The organism is Oribacterium sp. KHPX15 (genome assembly GCF_900107835.1).
Lineage (GTDB): Bacteria > Bacillota > Clostridia > Lachnospirales > Lachnospiraceae > Oribacterium.
Map to the genome: position 1 here is coordinate 232,411 of NZ_FNRG01000001.1, position 16,920 is coordinate 249,330.

General features: G+C 46.3%; 10 protein-coding genes. 8 read left to right on the plus strand and 2 right to left on the minus strand.

Annotated features, from left to right (window positions below):
• Nucleotides 1-216 precede the first annotated feature (216 nt).
• From BLV86_RS00945 to BLV86_RS00965, 5 genes are all read left to right on the plus strand, one after another.
• Nucleotides 217-1,581: an ABC transporter substrate-binding protein gene (locus tag BLV86_RS00945; protein WP_090814869.1), complete on the plus strand. Its 1,365-nt coding sequence runs from the start codon at nt 217-219 to the stop codon at nt 1,579-1,581.
• 131 nt (nt 1,582-1,712) lie between these two features.
• On the plus strand, nt 1,713-2,564 hold the full coding sequence (locus BLV86_RS00950) for a carbohydrate ABC transporter permease (protein ID WP_090814799.1): 852 nt from the start codon (nt 1,713-1,715) through the stop codon (nt 2,562-2,564).
• Complete coding sequence (locus tag BLV86_RS00955) at nt 2,564-3,436, plus strand: carbohydrate ABC transporter permease (RefSeq protein WP_090814800.1); 873 nt, start codon at nt 2,564-2,566, stop codon at nt 3,434-3,436. The genes BLV86_RS00950 and BLV86_RS00955 overlap by 1 nt, the downstream gene beginning before the upstream one ends.
• A 23-nt stretch (nt 3,437-3,459) precedes the next feature.
• The gene (gene malQ / locus BLV86_RS00960; RefSeq protein WP_090814801.1) at nt 3,460-4,980 is read left to right on the plus strand and encodes a 4-alpha-glucanotransferase; all 1,521 of its coding nucleotides are present in this window, start codon (nt 3,460-3,462) and stop codon (nt 4,978-4,980) included.
• Nucleotides 4,981-4,986: 6 nt separating this feature from the next.
• Nucleotides 4,987-6,027, plus strand: a complete 1,041-nt coding sequence (locus tag BLV86_RS00965) for a LacI family DNA-binding transcriptional regulator (RefSeq protein WP_090814802.1) — start codon at nt 4,987-4,989, stop codon at nt 6,025-6,027.
• Nucleotides 6,028-6,106: 79 nt separating this feature from the next.
• On the opposite strand, the gene BLV86_RS00970 is transcribed toward BLV86_RS00965, so the two are convergent.
• Nucleotides 6,107-6,688, minus strand: a complete 582-nt coding sequence (locus BLV86_RS00970) for an ECF transporter S component (protein WP_090814803.1) — start codon at nt 6,686-6,688, stop codon at nt 6,107-6,109.
• A 348-nt stretch (nt 6,689-7,036) separates the two neighbouring features.
• Between BLV86_RS00970 and BLV86_RS00975 the strand changes: the two genes are divergently transcribed.
• Both BLV86_RS00975 and addA read left to right on the plus strand, forming a co-directional pair.
• Nucleotides 7,037-10,528, plus strand: coding sequence for a PD-(D/E)XK nuclease family protein (locus BLV86_RS00975; protein WP_090814804.1), 3,492 nt, complete (start codon nt 7,037-7,039; stop codon nt 10,526-10,528).
• The gene (addA, locus tag BLV86_RS00980; protein WP_090814805.1) at nt 10,512-14,411 is read left to right on the plus strand and encodes a helicase-exonuclease AddAB subunit AddA; all 3,900 of its coding nucleotides are present in this window, start codon (nt 10,512-10,514) and stop codon (nt 14,409-14,411) included. The genes BLV86_RS00975 and addA overlap by 17 nt, the downstream gene beginning before the upstream one ends.
• Before the next feature lie 188 nt (nt 14,412-14,599).
• Here addA and BLV86_RS00985 read toward each other — a convergent pair whose 3' ends face one another.
• Complete coding sequence (locus tag BLV86_RS00985) at nt 14,600-15,244, minus strand: hypothetical protein (RefSeq protein WP_090814806.1); 645 nt, start codon at nt 15,242-15,244, stop codon at nt 14,600-14,602.
• A gap of 332 nt (nt 15,245-15,576) precedes the next feature.
• On the opposite strand from BLV86_RS00985, the gene BLV86_RS00990 reads away from it, so the two are divergent.
• Nucleotides 15,577-16,794 carry an iron-containing alcohol dehydrogenase gene (locus tag BLV86_RS00990; RefSeq protein WP_031549900.1) on the plus strand — a complete coding sequence of 406 codons (1,218 nt, stop codon included), beginning with the start codon at nt 15,577-15,579 and terminating at the stop codon, nt 16,792-16,794.
• The last annotated feature ends 126 nt before the right edge of the window (nt 16,795-16,920 follow it).

Sequence of the window (16,920 nt, forward strand, 5' to 3'; positions counted from 1 at the left end):
AATAGTTCACAAACCGCCCAAGGTAAATTTGTAGAAAAGTGCCGAAAATGAAAAAAGATATGGATAAATGTTGAATAAATACAACAATCGGTGTACATTGGTAACAGTGCCGGAAACGTTACCGAAACCGATTCCGGACTGAACGGCAGTCCGGCAGCAGATCTATTCCGGAGTTGGAGTTACATTGTATTCAATCAGAACAGAAAGGGAAAGCATATGAAGAAGAAATTAGTAAGTGTCCTTTTAACAGCTTCCATGGCGGCGACAGTCCTCGCCGGCTGCGGCGGCGCAAGCGCACCCACGGCTGCACCTGCAGCTCAGGAAGAAGTCAAGGAAGAGGCTTCTGCGGAAGAGAAGGAAGAAGCAGCTGCTCCTGCGGTAGAGGCAGGTGCCGGCAAGGTTTATTACCTGAACTTCAAGCCGGAAGCAGATCCGCAGTGGCAGGAACTTGCCAAAGCATATACGGAAGAGACAGGTGTTCCGGTAACCGTCGTTACGGCAGCATCCGGCGAGTATGAGACAACACTGCAGGCTGAAATGGCAAAAAGCGATGCTCCTACACTGTTCCAGGTCAATGGTCCGGTAGGTCTCAAGAACTGGGCTGATTACTGCTATGATCTTACGGGTTCCGATATCGTGAACAACCTGACAAGTGACGCTTTCGAGCTTAAGAACGAAGACGGCAGCATCGCAGGTGTCGGATATGTTATCGAGTCTTACGGCATCATCACCAACAAGACCCTTCTGGAGAAGGCCGGCTACACAGTTGACGATATCAAGAGCTTTGACGATCTGAAGAAGATCGCGGACGATATCCAGGCCCGCAAGGATGAGATCGGCGTCAAGGGCGCATTCGCTTCCACCGGTATGGATGGTTCCTCCGACTGGAGATTCAAGACCCACCTTGCAAACCTTCCCATCTATTATGAGTATCAGGCAGACGGCATTGACCAGACCGATGCCATCAAGGGCGATTTCCTTGACAACTACAAGAACGTATTCGATCTGTACATCACAGATTCCACCTGCGATCCCAAGGAACTTTCCGCAAAGACCGGCGATGACGCCCGCAATGAGTTCCTGAACGGCGAAGCGGTATTCTATCAGAATGGTTCCTGGGAGTATTCCAGCCTTGCTGAGAAGTTCACGGATGATGAGATCGCGATGATTCCGATCTACTTCGGTGTTGACGATGCGAACCAGGGCCTCTGCACAGGTACAGAGAACTACTGGTGTGTAAATGCGGAAGCATCTGATGATGACATCCAGGCAACACTTGATTTCATCAACTGGTGCACATCCTCCGAGACCGGTGCTGCATGCATGGCGAACGACATGGGCTTTGTTATTCCTTTCAAGACAGCAGTCGAGTCCCCCAACGTATTCGTAAAGCAGGACAACGAGATGACAGCCGGCGGCAAGACTCCTGTTTCATGGAACTTCACGACCATGCCTTCCGAGAACTGGAAGAACGGCGTAGGCTCTGCCCTTACTGCATATGCAGCAGGCACAGGCGACTGGGATGCAGTTGTAACGGCATTTGTTGACGGCTGGGCAACAGAGTATGCTCTGAATGAGTGATCGGAAAAACATTCGTACCATCGAATGATCTGAACTGCCCAAATAAGATCTGAACAACACGGGCGGGCAATTCTCATGGCTTGATTGCCCGCCTCTTGCCTTAAATCACGATTCATTGCGGGAGTTACAAAATGGAAAAATCAATCAGAAAATACTGGCCGGTCTTCGTGCTTCCCACCATGGCCGCCTTTACGATCGGCTTTATCTGGCCGTTTATCTGGGGCCTGTACCTGTCGCTCTGCAAGTTCCAGACCCTGAAAAAGGTCACGTTCATCGGCCTTTCCAACTATACGAAGGTCTTTGAAGATGCGACCTTCGTGCATGCATTCGGCTTCACGGCGCTTTTTACGATCGTTTCCACCCTGACCATCAATATCCTTGCATTCTTCCTGGCTATGCTCCTGACGCGCAAGGCCAGGGGAACCAACGTATTCCGTACGATCTTCTTCATGCCGAACCTGATCGGCGGTATCGTCCTGGGCTATATCTGGCAGAGTCTTCTGAACGGACTTCTGAGCAAATGGGGAATGCCCCTTCTGGCTCTTTCCGCAAAAGAAGGTTTCTGGGGCCTGGTCATTCTGATGGGATGGCAGCAGATCGGTTATATGATGATCATTTATATCGCAGGTCTTCAGAATGTCTCACCGGATCTGATTGAAGCGGCCGAGATCGACGGCGCGACCTCCTGGCAGGTACTTAAGAGCGTCAAGATCCCCATGGTCATGCCCAGTATCACGATCTGTACGTTCCTTACACTGACGAATTCCTTCAAGCTCTTCGATCAGAACCTTTCCCTTACGAATGGTGAACCGGCCAAGAACACGCAGATGCTGGCACTGAATATCTATGAGACCTATTACGCAAGAAGCGGCGCTTCCTGGAAGGGTATCGGACAGGCAAAGGCTGTTGTCTTCTTCCTGATCGTGGTCGTCATATCACTGGTACAGCTCCGCTTTACCAGATCTAAGGAGGTGCAGGTATAATGGCACAGCAAATGACGAGAGAAGAGAGCGTAAGAAGAAAACAGCAGAGCATCAACTCTGTAATCACGGTCATCCTGTCGATTGTCTGCGTGATCTGGATGTACCCAATCCTTTTGATCGTATTCAATTCTCTGAAGGTCGAATCCGCAATCAGTACGAACCGGATCTTTGAGATGCCCATAGGGAACGCGTTCAACGGATTCCAGAATTTCATATACGGCGTAACAAAGATGGACTTTATGTCCTCCTTCTGGTACAGTCTTTTTATTACAGTCTCCAGTGTTGCACTGATCATCCTGTGCTGCTCCATGTGCGCATGGTACATCTCCCGGGTGACATCAAAGTTTTCAAGCGCCGTTTACTATTTATGTGTGTTCTCCATGGTCGTACCTTTCCAGATGGTCATGTTCACGCTTTCCAAAACGGCGGATACACTGAAACTGAATACTCCTTATAATATCTGTGTGATCTATCTTGGATTCGGAGCGGGTCTTGCGGTGTTCATGTTCACCGGTTTCATGAAGTCCATGCCCCTGGAGATCGAAGAGGCGGCCATGATCGATGGCTGCAGCCCTCTGCAGATCTTCTTTAGGATCGTCATGCCGATCACCAAGCCCACGACGATTTCTACCGCTATTCTGGAGACCATGTGGGTATGGAACGACTATCTGCTGCCGACCCTGGTCCTGGATATCAAGAAATATCGTACGATCCCCATGGACATCCAGTATTTCCGCGGAAGTTACGGAAGCGTCCAGATGGGACCCATGATGGCGTGTATCGTCATCACTATCATTCCGGTCATCGTCCTGTACCTGGTCTGCCAGAAGCACATCATCGAAGGCGTCGTGGCAGGCGCAGTCAAGGGCTGATCTATTGTAAGATTGGAGTCGAAATGGAACGTAAATGCGGCGTACTGCTTCCCGTAACATCACTTCCTTCAGCGTACGGGATCGGTAGCTTTTCAAAAGAGGCATATGAATTCGTGGATTTCCTGGCAGAGGCCGGACAGACCTACTGGCAGATCCTGCCCCTCGGACAGACCGGGTACGGAGATTCTCCGTACCAGTCTTTCTCCACCTTTGCCGGCAATCCGTATTTTATCGATCCGGAGAAGCTGATCGCAGCCGGATACATTACGAAAGAAGAAGCTGATGCCGGGGACTTCGGAGACAACGACCGGTATATCGACTATGACAAGGTGTATGCGGCGAGATATCCGCTTCTTCGGAAGGCGTATCATAACAGTCCTTTTGCTCTGGAGCCGCTTCCTGTATGGCGCGGCGGAGCGTATGACGCAGACAGGGAGGCTTTTGCCGCTTTCCTTCGGGAGAACGGAGAATGGCTTTCGGATTATGCACTCTACTGTGCCGTCAAGGATCATTTCGGCTCCGTCAGCTTCATGGAATGGGACGAGGACATCCGTCTTCGAAAGCCCGAAGCCATGGAGCGATATACAGGGGAACTGGCGGATGAGATCCGTTTCTATGAGTTCCTGCAGTTTCTTTTTGTGCGTCACTGGAAGGAACTGAAAAACTATGCCAACGGCAAAGGCATCAAAATCATCGGGGATATCCCGATCTATGTTGCCTTTGATTCGGCGGATACCTGGAGTCATCCGGAACTTTTCTGCCTGGATGAAAAAGGATTTCCCACAAAGGTCGCGGGCTGCCCGCCGGATGGTTTTTCCGCGACAGGCCAGCTGTGGGGGAACCCGATCTATCGCTGGGACTACCATAAGAAGACCGGGTATGAGTGGTGGATCAAAAGGATTGAATACTGCTTCCGGCTCTATGACGTTCTGCGGATCGACCATTTCCGAGGCTTTGATGAATATTACGCCATTCCCTACGGCCATACGACGGCAGAATTGGGAAGATGGGAAAAGGGCCCCGGCTATGATCTTTTTGTAAAGATCCGGGAGGCACTGGGAGAACGGAAGATCATTGCCGAGGATCTCGGATATATGACAGAATCCGTGAGCGAGCTGGTGAAAAAGACCGGGTATCCCGGCATGAAGGTGCTGCAGTTCGCCTTTGATTCCAGAGAGGAGAGCGATTACCTGCCGCATAATTACCAGCGCAACTGCGTGGTCTATACGGGGACCCATGACAATGAGACCATGAAGGGCTGGTATGAGAATGTAAATGAAACAGACCGGCTCTTTGCAAAACGCTACATCGGAATCACCGACGAAAGGAATGTATCCTGGGATTTCATCCGTGCGGCCTTTGTGTCCGTAGCGGATACGGCGATCATTCCCATGCAGGATTACCTGAAGCTGGGAGATGAAGCCCGCATCAATACGCCTTCCACCCTGGGCGGAAACTGGGAGTGGAGGATGGACCGCGGCTCCCTGACGGAGGAACTGGCCGGGCAGATGTGCATCTTGGCGAAGACTTATGGGAGAATTTGATAAACGATGTCAGTGACGATCAAGGATATAGCAAAACAGTGCGGTGTCGGTGTTTCCACAGTATCGCGGGCACTGAACAATCATCCGGATATCAATCCGCAGACCCGGGAGATGATTATGAAGGTCATCAGGGAAACGGGCTTTGTTCCGAATGATTCCGCCAGATATTTAAAGCGCAGTGAATCCAATTCCCTGGCGCTTCTTGTAAAGGGGATCAGCAATCCATTCTTTTCCGAAATGATCCGGATCATGGAGATGGAGACGGAGAAGAGAGGATATTCCGTGATCCTCCGGCATGTATCCGCCAACGAGGATGAGGTCGCGGTCGCCTATTCCCTCGTCCGGGAAAGACGCCTTAAGGGGATCATTTTCCTGGGCGGGAATTTCACCCATGACGGAGAAGCCCTGAAGAAGCTGGGCGTTCCGTACATCTTCAGTACGATCGGTAATGTTAACGAGAACACGAATGACGATGATCTGATCGCCAATATCGCGGTCGATGATGTGGAAGCATCCAGGGAAGCCGTAGATTACCTGATCCAGCAGGGGCACCGGAATATTGCCATCGTAACAGATGCACTTCATGTCCCTTCGGTGGGACAGCTCCGTTTCCGGGGATACCGGAAGGCGCTGGAAGCCCACGGGATCCCTTACCGGGAAGAACTTGTCTACGAAGTGAACGACGGGACCGAGCATTATACCAGGCCGAACGGATACAAGGCCGCCCGCAGCCTTCTTTCGGCGCATCCCGAGATCACCGCGTTCTTCTGTATTTCGGACGTTCTGGCCTTCGGTGTCTGCCGCGCGGTAGTGGAAAGAGGCAAAAGGATCCCGCTGGATGTTTCCGTTGTCGGTTTCGACGGGATCGAGGAAGGGGATTATTACATCCCGAAGCTTACGACGGTCCGGCAGCCTGTGGAGCAGATGGCGGAGGAAACGGTAAATCTTCTGTTTGACATGATCCAGAAAAAGGCAAAGCCGAAGAACATCATTATGCCGGCGCAGCTGCTCATCAAGGAATCCAGCGGTACGGGATACCGCGGATGATCCGGACGATGTTTGCTCATATTGCGTAAAAGGGCGTGTGAAAAATGAGAAATCGTTTTTCACACGCCTTTTATTAGCTTTAATTTGCAAGCTTCAGGAAGAATCCTGACTGCTTAAGTGCCGGGCGAAGCGCCATATAAACAACTACAGAGACGATCAAAGAAATAACAGCATTGATACCGGATGAAACAAAATTGATAGTCAGTGAAAGGTCTGCGGCAGGCTTGCCGAGAATCAGGATCTTGTACCAGTAGCCGATGATGGGATCGGCGATGACATTGAACAAAAGTCCTGCTGCGGCTGCAATAGCAGAAACCCGAAGCACATATTGCTGATCGTTGCTGGAAGTGATCTTTCCAATCTTGTGAGCGATTAATCCGGTAATGAGACCGATGCATAACTTGCAGATGAGAGTCTTCGGAACAAGCGGAGCATAAACAGGATCAAAGAAATCTCCGATGCTCATACCGATTGCTCCTGCAAGACCGCCAAGGGGCCCGCCAATGATGAGCGAAGCAAGAACTACAACAGCATTTCCAAGATGAATGGAAGTCATATCTCCGCCAACCGGAATCTTGATCTGTAAAAAGGTAAATACCACATAGGATAGAGCCGCAAAAAGCGCTGCTAACGAAAGCTTGTAAGTGTTGTTCTGAATCATGACAATTTCCTCCCCATAACTTCAAATTTTGGTTCCCCTAAGTTGATATGAATTATAGAACCTGACTGACCACATTGTAATCACCAGTTTCTAAAATTATTATATAACCAGATTCCCGATTTCTTAAAACGTAATTTCTATTGTATAATGTAATCCAAAAAAATAGATCTTATAAATAGCGTGATTAGCACCCTCGCCAAGTCAGAGTTTTCATAAAGAAAATCTCTGACATTGGCGAGGGCCTAGAGCCTCTTAGGGGTCCGATTTTAGAGTTTTCCGCCGCAAGCGACTCGGCTCTGAAAGCAGTCCCCTTATGAACCCGCCCCATTTAATAAATAGGAGATCCACATGAGCCTTACCTTTGTCTTCGGTGCCACCGGCGCCGGTAAAACAGAATATATCCTGCAGTATTTCCTGAAGCACGCCCCAGAGAACCTGAAAAAGAACTGGTTCCTCATTGTGCCGGAGCAGGACACACTTGCCATGCAGAAAAACATCACGGGACACGTTCTGAATAAAGGAAACGGAATCCTGAACATAGACGTTCTAAGCTTTAACAGACTGGCTTACCGCGTATTCGAAGAGCAGAATATCCGTCTCAGCGATATGACCGTGATCGACGACATGGGAAAAGTTATGATCCTGAGAGCAGTCACGGAAGATATAAAGGACAAGCTGAAGCTCTATCAGAGAGAACTTGATAAACCGGGATTCCTGAATGAACTCAAATCCCAGATATCCGAATTCTACCAGTATCGCGTCACTCCGGATATGATCGATTCGGCAGCCGAACACACGGACTCATCCTATACAAGAAACAAGCTTCATGATCTTTCTCTTATCTATCAGGGATTCCAGGATTATATGACAGATCACGGTTACCTTACTCAGGAAGAAATCCTTGATAAGCTGTACAGAGTCATGCCGGATTCAAAGCTTTTAAAGGATTCTGTGGTTGCCTTCGACGGCTTCACAGGTTTCACTCCCATTCAGCTTAACATCCTTGAGGAGGTTCTTCCTGTAACCAAAGAGACCCTGGTGACTTGCGATGTTAGCATTGACCCCGATGACTCCATATATGACGAAAGAGGTCCGGAGGATCTTTTCTATCTTTCCCGCCAGACTGTAAAAAAACTGACAACTATAGCAAAGAAGCTTGAAGTAGAGGTCGCTCCGGCTATAGACGTGAACCGATACGACGCAAGAACCGGAGAGCCAAGATATGACGCGAGAACCGGAGAACCAAGAGACACCCAAAAACCTGCATACAGGTTTGATACAGACCACGGTCATGCCTTTGATGTTATAGAGAGAAAACTGTACAGATACGGAAACCTGGACGAAGAAAAAACAATGGCAGGTGATGCCCTTCTGATCCGTGAAGCCGCAGATGAGAGACAGGAAATTGAGGCCATAGCCACAGAAATCGAGTCCCTCATAAGAAACGGAAAAATGCGCTATCAGGATATCGGAATCATTCTGACGGAACCGGAAAGCTACAGGGATATCATTTATAAGGTGTTTTCAGAAGCAGATATCCCATACTTTTTCGATGACCCCATAAGTCTCAAGGACTCACCTTACGCGGAGATTCTCTGTTCCGCGCTTCTCGTCATCGACCAAAATTTCAGCTTTGATTCAGTCACCAGATATCTCAAGTCCCTGCCAAAGGATGACCCCGATGAAGAGCATGAAGTAGATGCCATGGACAATTTCCTTAGAAAGACCGGCAAGCGTGGCATCGGTAAATACAGTGAAACTTGGCTTGATAAAGAGGGTAATGCTGACGACATGGAACCCCTCCGTGAAAAACTTATGAGCCCGCTCATTAACCTTCATAAAAATATAAGAGGTAAAGATTCCAATGTTTCAGAGAAGATCATTTCCCTTAAAGAATTTATGGAGGAAATACATAGCAGGGATAAAGTACTTTTTCTTACCGATAAACTCAGGGCTCTCGGTGACCAGAACAGAGCGGAAGCCATTCGCGAAAGCATCGGCGCTATAGATACAGTGCTTGATCAGATGTCAAAGCTTCTTGGTGATACTTTTATGTCTTCCGGAGACTTCAAAGATATCCTGGATGCCGGCTTAAATCAGGCATCAGTTCGTGTGATTCCGGCCACTTCCGACCAGGTTGTAATCGGAGACCTTACCCGCTCCAGGTTCTCAAATCCTCTGGTATTCTTCATTGCCGGAATCACCGCGGACAGGATCCCCAAGTCGGAGAGCGACCATAAGATAATCTCCGACAGAGACCGGAAGCTGTTTGAAGAATTGGGAATCGAGCTTGCTCCCGGAAGATTGGAGGATGCTCTGATACAGCGATTTTATATATACAGGGCACTTCTTAATCCATCTGAGAGACTGATTCTCAGTTACCCCACAAAAGGCAGAGACGGAAAGGGCGTAAAACCATCAGGCCTTATCGGTGAGATCAGGAACATGTTCGCGGATTTTCGCATAGAAAAACTGAGGGGAAAGAAGAACCATATATACACAAAAAAGGAAGCCGAAAGATATGCATCAAGAGAGCTCGCGGAAACAGTTGATGCCGCAATCTCCTCCGGTAAAGATTATGAAAGGATGCTTAATTACCTAAGCATTCTTAAAAATGATGAGAATTTCCGGGAGAAGGTGGCGAAGCTCATATCGGGAGCATTTACACGATATGAAGAAACCGGACTAAAGGAAGAAGTGGCGAGGGAACTGTATGGCGATATGATTACGGATTCCTCCATCACCCGTCTTGAAGAGTACAGCCGCTGCGCCTATGCGCATTTCCTTCAGTATGGCTTAAAACTTGAAGAAAGAGAGACCTTTGAGGTACAGATGGTTGACATAGGAACTCTCTATCATGCTGCAATAGAGAAATGTTTCAGGGATGTAGAGGCTCAAAACAGAAGCATTTCCGACCTAAGTACAGAAGAACTTTACAGTCTGACTTCCGATAATGTTGAAAAGGTGGCTGAGACCTATAAATACAGCATGCTTCTCGGTACCGCAAGAAACAGATACATCATCCATAAAGCCCAAAGCATCGCCGGCACCACCATGTGGGCTCTCAGAGAGCAGCTGAGACGCGGAGATTTTTATGTAGCCGATATGGAGAAAAAATTTGAGTACGTACGTAACGGGCTTAAGCTCAGGGGACGTATCGACCGCATCGATATAGCTCAGGATGAGAGTCACGTGTATGTGAAGATAATTGATTATAAAACCGGAAGAACCGCTTTTGATCTTACAAAGGTTTATAACGGTCTTCAGCTGCAGCTTGTGACCTACCTGAGTTTCGCAATGACTGATTATAAAAACCGCTTTCCCAAAAAAGAGGTTCTGCCGGCAGCCATGCTTTACTACAGGATCCAGGATCCGGTCCTTGATTATGATCCCGGAAGAACTCCTGAAGAAAAGGAAAGACAATGGCTTAAGGAGCTTAAGCTGGACGGACTTGTCAATACAAATCCGGAGATTGTAAAGCTTCTTGACAAGGACATAGTGAAGGACTCAGAAGTTATTCCGGTCAGTATGAAACAAGGCGCTGTTGATGCCGGGAAAAAGAAAAACATCGCTTCGACAAAGCAGTTTGAGGCTTTGGAAACCTATGTTGACGAGCTTATGAAAAAGTATGCTCAGGAGATCATCTGCGGAAGGGTAGCCATCGATCCCCTGGATCTCGGTCAGGATCAGAATGCCTGCGACTGGTGCCCTTATCACAGCATTTGCAAATTTGACAAGCGTATAAACGGATTTAAATACAGAAAACAGATAGTTAAAAAACCGGAGGAAATATGGCAGGAAATAATGCCGGAGGAACAGCAGGATGAAGTGGACGAGTGATCAGCAAAAGGTTATAGATCATAAAGAAGGAAATCTGCTTGTGGCAGCGGCTGCGGGGTCCGGAAAGACCGCAGTTCTGGTTCAGCATGTCATAAACCGGATCACGGATAAGGAGGATCCGGTTTCTCTTGATGAGATGGTCATCATGACTTTTACCGATGCCGCAGCCCAGGAAATGCGGGAGCGTATAAAGCTTGCAATAGAAGCCAGGCTTCAGTTGAACCCTCATGACCCGGGTCTTATCCGCGAGGCCGGAAATATCCAGAATGCCAATATCTCCACCATTGATTCCTTCTGTAAAAAGCTGATAACCGAAAACTATGCAGCCATAAGTCTGGATCCCGGTTTCCGCATCGGGGATACCGGCGAGCTGAAGCTTTTGAAAAGTGATGTGATAGCAGAGATTCTGGAGGAGCATTATGCCATGGAGGATAATGCTGACTTCCTTAACTTCGTGGATTCCTTCGCGACGGGTAAAGGAGATTCAGGAATCGAAGACATTATCCTGAAACTCTATGAGTTTGCGGAGGCCAATCCCTGGCCTATGGAGTATCTGGATAAGTGTCTTAATGAGGAGTCCCGGGAAGACGGTGACAAGGGCTGGGAGAAGTATTATTTTAACCGGCTAAAGCAAAGAATAAAGGATGATATCGAGGCCATGGAGGATGCACTTTCAATATGCGAGGACCCGGATGGACCGGAGAGCTATATTGAGGAATTCACCTCTGAACTTAATGGCCTGGACAGATTAATGGAGGCTTCCGATATCAAGTCCCTTTATGAGGCGCTGCCTTCAGTTAACTTTGGACGACTTAAGACATCAAAAGCGGCATTGAAGGATGCGGCAAAGGGGTTGAGAGACGAAGTTAAAGAAGACATCAAAGATATGCAGAAGGAGATAGTGATACCCGATCCGGAGACCCTTACACGGATGAAAAAGGACTGCTTAAGTCATGTGACTGTTCTTATCGGAATTACGAAAGAATTCATCGAAAGATTTCAGGCAGAAAAGCTTAAGAGGCACATGCTGGATTTCGGAGATCTCGAGCATAAGGCATTGGAAATTCTATATACATGGGACGAGGAAGGAAACCGTAAGTATTCCGACATTGCCGATGATCTTGCAAAGCGATACCGGGAGATACTTGTGGATGAGTACCAGGATTCGAACTTCGTTCAGGAAACTCTTATAGAAGCTCTGTCGGCGGAACGCTTTGGAAGACCGGATGTTTTTCAGGTAGGGGATGTGAAGCAGTCCATCTACAGCTTCAGGCAGGCAAAGCCGGAGCTGTTCCTTCAGAAATATAATGATGTGAATTATCCCACCATTGAGCTAAGTCAAAACTTCCGAAGCAGAAATGAAGTTATCAGTGCCTCCAATGATGTCTTTAAGTGCGTTATGAAGGCACCTGTAGGAGGAATTGATTATACGGATAATGCTGCGCTCCACTATGGTTTTCCCAATGCAGAGTACAGTGATGAACTGAAGCCGGAGTATGAAACTGAGCTCCTAATCATGGAGAATAACAGTAAAGATGCGGAATCATCTTCTACGGAATCATCGGGTATAGAAAATTCTATGAATATGGCTGAAGCTGAGAACAAGGAAGAACTGGGAAACAAGGAAGATCCAATGAGCAAGGAAGAAGCAGAAGCGCGGATGATAGCTCACAGGATACATGAGCTTCATTTCGGTGCAGAAGAAATTCCCTACAGAGACATTGTTATCCTTACAAGGTCCCCGGGATCATGGGCGGATACCATTGTGGATGTGCTTAATGAAGAAGGCATCCCGGCATACTGCACCAGCAATGAGGGCTACTTCAATACAGTGGAAGTTGAGACTGTTCTTTCCATACTTAATGTCATAGATAATCCTGAACAGGATATAGCTCTTGCTGCTATTATGCATTCGGCTATCTATGATTTCACAAATGATGAAATGGCAGAGATAGTGGCTTCCAGAGGAACATTGCAGCCCATATACAGAGGACTTCTTGCGGAGAAAGATGAGTCGGAAAGATCGCTCCCGGAGAAGGAAATGAACCCGGAAGAACTGTGGGAGAGGGATGCGGAAATCTATGGTATATATGCTGTTTTGGACGAAAAGAAGATTTCTTCATCCGAACCCATAAGGGATGAGCTGGCCAGAAAACTCCTTTCATTTTATAAGGACATAGAAAGATACAGGCAGATGTCCGGATATCTTTCGATACATGAGATTCTTTACAGAATCTACGATGAGACCGGTTACTATAATTACGTTACAGCCATGCCCTCCGGAAACAGACGAAAGGCTAATCTTGATGCCCTTGTGGATATGGCTCTGGCCTTCGAGAAAACATCATATAAGGGTTTGTTCGATTACATCAGGTATATCGAGAAACTAAAGAAGTATGATAATGACCAGGGTGAGTCTTCGATCTATTCTGATCAGGATGACCTTGTAAGGATCATGTCTATACATAAATCAAAGGGATTACAGTTTCCGGTTGTATTTTTGTCAGGACTGGGACGAAAGTTTAATAAACAGGATCTCTATAAAAAGATTCTTGTGGATTCAGAATACGGAATAGGCTTTGATTACGTGGACCTTCAGGAAAAGGTGAAAATACCTGCATTAAAAAAGCAGGCACTGAAGCTGAAGCTTGAAACAGAACAGCTGGGAGAGGAGCTCAGAGTACTTTATGTAGGTATGACCCGTGCGGTTGATAAACTGATACTTACAGCTTGCACACTGGATTTGCAAAAACTGTTGGACAAGCATGCTGAGGCTGGAAAAAGCCTCAGTATCTCAACCATAAGCAGTGCCTCTGATTTCCTCGACTGGATCATGATGGCGGAAGGTGCAGAAAAGCTTTGTGATGATTCGGGCGCCAGAAGCATTAACGATCCTGTAAAGCTGAAGAAATACGACACAGAAATGCTTAAGAAGATAAGGGCCGAAAAGGATCAAAGCTTCACGGAGCAGCAGAAAGCCCTTATCGAGCAGATCAATAAGGTGGATCAGGAAAGCTGCGATGTAAAAGAAATACTTAAGGATTTTTCATATGTTTATCCATATAAAGAATCCACTACACTTTATCCGAAACATTCCGTTTCTGAACTTAAAGAAGTGGAGATTGAGAAGTTTGAAGAGGAGAGACAGGCTCAGGGGCTGGAGCATTGGCATATAAAAGCTGATAATTCCGACACGGAAGTGAAATACAACATTACTGATAATCATAGGTCTCCTGCTATAGATATGCAGAATGTCTACTTGGCAGATAGTCAGAATGATTTAGTTGGCAGTGCAGAGTCTGCAGGTATGCGTGAAATTTCAGATACCCCGTTGGAAACATCTGTCACTGAGGGAAAACTTTCCGCGGCAGAGAAACACTATCGGGAAAAAGCCGGAGCAGACGTTGGTGATGCCTACCACCATGCCTTTGAGAAATATGATTACAGCGATGACCCGGCTATGTTTATGGAACAGCTAAAAGAAAAGCTTCCTGAAAACGAAATCGAACTGATAAAAGAATCCCGTTTCGAAACTTTTCTTCAGTCGGAACTTGCGGAAAGATTCCGGGAGGCACAGAAAACAGATGACCTGTTCAGGGAACAACACTTCATGCTGAGACTTCCTCATAACGAACTCTTTGAAGGTAGCACAATCCCGGAAGATGTTCTGCTGCAGGGAATCATCGATGCCTTCTTCCTGGAAGAAAATGAAATCGTACTGGTGGATTATAAAACCGATCATGTCCGTGACGAAGAAACACTCATCGGACGATATAAAAAACAGCTTGACCTCTACGCCCGGGCTTTGGAATCCATCACGGGGAAAACAGTAAAGGAAAAGCTGATCTACTCAGTGATACTAGGTAAAACCATAGCGGTCTAAGCATAGCCAAGGGGAAGTGGACACGTAAAAGAGCAGAAAAAACAATTTGCGTGTCTAAACAAACCTGTTTTGAAAGAATTTGACACGTAAAAGAGCAAACAAATTGCGTGTCTAAAAAAGCTTGATTTGAAAGAAAATGACACGCAGAATAACCGGAATTGAGTTAACTGCGTGTCATATTCACTTTATCAATCAATGGGTTCCGCCTCATCATTCTTCGCGATGATGATCTCCTTTGCATAAGGCAGAGTTTCAATCCACTCGCAGAATGTGTGCCACTCATCAAGCTTGTGAGTACGGCGTGCGAAATAAATATTGATAAGAGTTTCATAATTCAGAGTAACTGTTCTCATCTGATTATAGGATGACGGAATCATCTGGATAAGATCATACCAGTCCTCTTTGTTTTTGCCCTCTTCCATATAACGGATACGGATTTTTTCGATCTCAGCGATATAATCCTTCATGATCTTTTCGGCATCAGGAGTGAGATGATCATGAGAAAAATCATCATACTCAATTGGCTTACTGTGAATCTTATGCATGGTCGAAGTTGAGTTTGCGACTGTTGCAACCTTGTATGTGTCATACTCTTTCCACCAGTAAAGAGGAGCTGTGATATCGCAGCAAACCATGATCATACGGACATATTTACGGTGATCTGAACCTGCAACACGAAGACGTTTTGCAAGTGAAAGATCGTTAGGCCCGAGAATGTAGTCGCCATTTTCGTCATAGGAGCTGTCGGAACGAGCCCATGAATTCAACGGATTACGTGCACCACGCATGGCATTCTCGAGATTCATCACAGAAGTTCTCTCAATCTTAATCATAATTACCTCTTTTCCGCATCAGAATCAAAAAATCCACAATTCTGATATATCTATTCACTATTTCTATATATTCTAACAAATTTTGAAAGAAAATGATAGGATAGTGATTTATATAACAATGATTTAAAACTAAACCTCATGTGCAATATCTTTAAATTATGACACAATTAAGATATTTTTATATGTGATTATGCACAAACTTTTGCGTGAAATTTCGTATAACAGTAAATTGTTAATTAATAGTCAACCGATAATTTCAGTGATATAATATCTGAGAACGTTAAAAAATTAACATTCGATTCTATTTATGAATTAAAAAAGGAGATAACGTCATGGCAAGATTTTGTTTACCAAGAGATTTGTATCATGGAAAAGGATCATTAGCAGAGCTCAAGAACTTCAAAGGTAAGAGAGCTATGATCTGCGTTGGTGGTGGATCAATGAAGAAGTTTGGTTTCCTTCAGAGAGCAGAAGATTATTTAAAGGAAGCAGGCTTTGAGGTTGAGATCTTCGAAGGCATCGAATCAGATCCTTCTGTTGAGACTGTTATGAGAGGTGCTGAGGCCATGGCTAAGTTCCAGCCTGACTGGATCGTTGCTATCGGTGGCGGATCACCTATTGATGCTGCAAAGGCTATGTGGATCAAGTATGAGTACCCTGACTGCACATTTGAAGATATGTGTAAGGTATTCGGCATCCCTGAGCTTCGTCACAAGGCTCATTTCTGTGCTGTATCTTCAACTTCAGGAACAGCTACAGAGGTTACAGCATTCTCTATCATCACAAACTATGCTAACGGTGTTAAGTATCCTATCGCTGATTTTGAGATCACACCTGATGTTGCCATCGTTGATCCTGATCTTGCTGAGACTATGCCTAAGAAGCTTGTTGCTCACACAGGTATGGATGCCATGACACATGCAGTTGAGGCTTATGTATCAACAGCTAACTGCGACTATACAGATCCTCTTGCTATTCATGCAATCGAGATGATTCAGGAGCATCTTGTTAAGTCTTACAATGATGATATGGCTTCACGTGATGCTATGCACAATGCTCAGTGCCTTGCAGGTATGGCATTCTCCAATGCTCTTCTCGGAATCGTACATTCCATGGCTCACAAGACAGGTGCTGCATTCGCTGATTACGGCGCACACATCATCCATGGTGCCGCAAATGCTATGTACCTTCCAAAGGTTATCGCTTTCAATGCAAAGGATGAGACTGCAAAGAAGAGATATGGCGTTATCGCTGATTATATGCATCTCGGCGGTTCCAACGATGACGAGAAGGTTGAGCTTCTTATCAAGTATCTCCGCAAGATGAATGATGATATGAACATTCCTCACTGCATCAAGAATTACGGTAAGGATTCATATCCTACAGAGCAGGGCTTTGTTCCTGAGGAAGTATTCCTTGAGAGACTTCCTAAGATCGCTGAACTTGCCATCGGCGATGCATGTACAGGATCAAATCCTCGTCAGCCGTCTCAGGAAGAGATGGAGAAGCTGCTTAAGTGCTGCTACTATGACACAGAAGTAGATTTTTAATTTTGCAGATTACTCCTAGATATTACATATTATGCAAAAATGAGTCATCCCATGGGACGGCTCATTTTTATATTTTAAAAAAAGATTATTCAGAACCGTCCCCGGTGGATAAAAAACACCGATTGA

Excerpts from the sequence above, each read along its gene's own strand:
- BLV86_RS00945 (WP_090814869.1), top strand. The coding sequence starts at position 217 with ATGAAGAAGAAATTAGTAAGTGTCCTTTTAACAGCTTCCATGGCGGCG.
- BLV86_RS00950 (WP_090814799.1), top strand. The coding sequence starts at position 1,713 with ATGGAAAAATCAATCAGAAAATACTGGCCGGTCTTCGTGCTTCCCACC.
- BLV86_RS00955 (WP_090814800.1), top strand. The coding sequence starts at position 2,564 with ATGGCACAGCAAATGACGAGAGAAGAGAGCGTAAGAAGAAAACAGCAG.
- malQ (WP_090814801.1), top strand. The coding sequence starts at position 3,460 with ATGGAACGTAAATGCGGCGTACTGCTTCCCGTAACATCACTTCCTTCA.
- BLV86_RS00965 (WP_090814802.1), top strand. The coding sequence starts at position 4,987 with ATGTCAGTGACGATCAAGGATATAGCAAAACAGTGCGGTGTCGGTGTT.
- BLV86_RS00970 (WP_090814803.1), bottom strand. The coding sequence starts at position 6,688 with ATGATTCAGAACAACACTTACAAGCTTTCGTTAGCAGCGCTTTTTGCG.
- BLV86_RS00975 (WP_090814804.1), top strand. The coding sequence starts at position 7,037 with ATGAGCCTTACCTTTGTCTTCGGTGCCACCGGCGCCGGTAAAACAGAA.
- addA (WP_090814805.1), top strand. The coding sequence starts at position 10,512 with ATGAAGTGGACGAGTGATCAGCAAAAGGTTATAGATCATAAAGAAGGA.
- BLV86_RS00985 (WP_090814806.1), bottom strand. The coding sequence starts at position 15,244 with ATGATTAAGATTGAGAGAACTTCTGTGATGAATCTCGAGAATGCCATG.
- BLV86_RS00990 (WP_031549900.1), top strand. The coding sequence starts at position 15,577 with ATGGCAAGATTTTGTTTACCAAGAGATTTGTATCATGGAAAAGGATCA.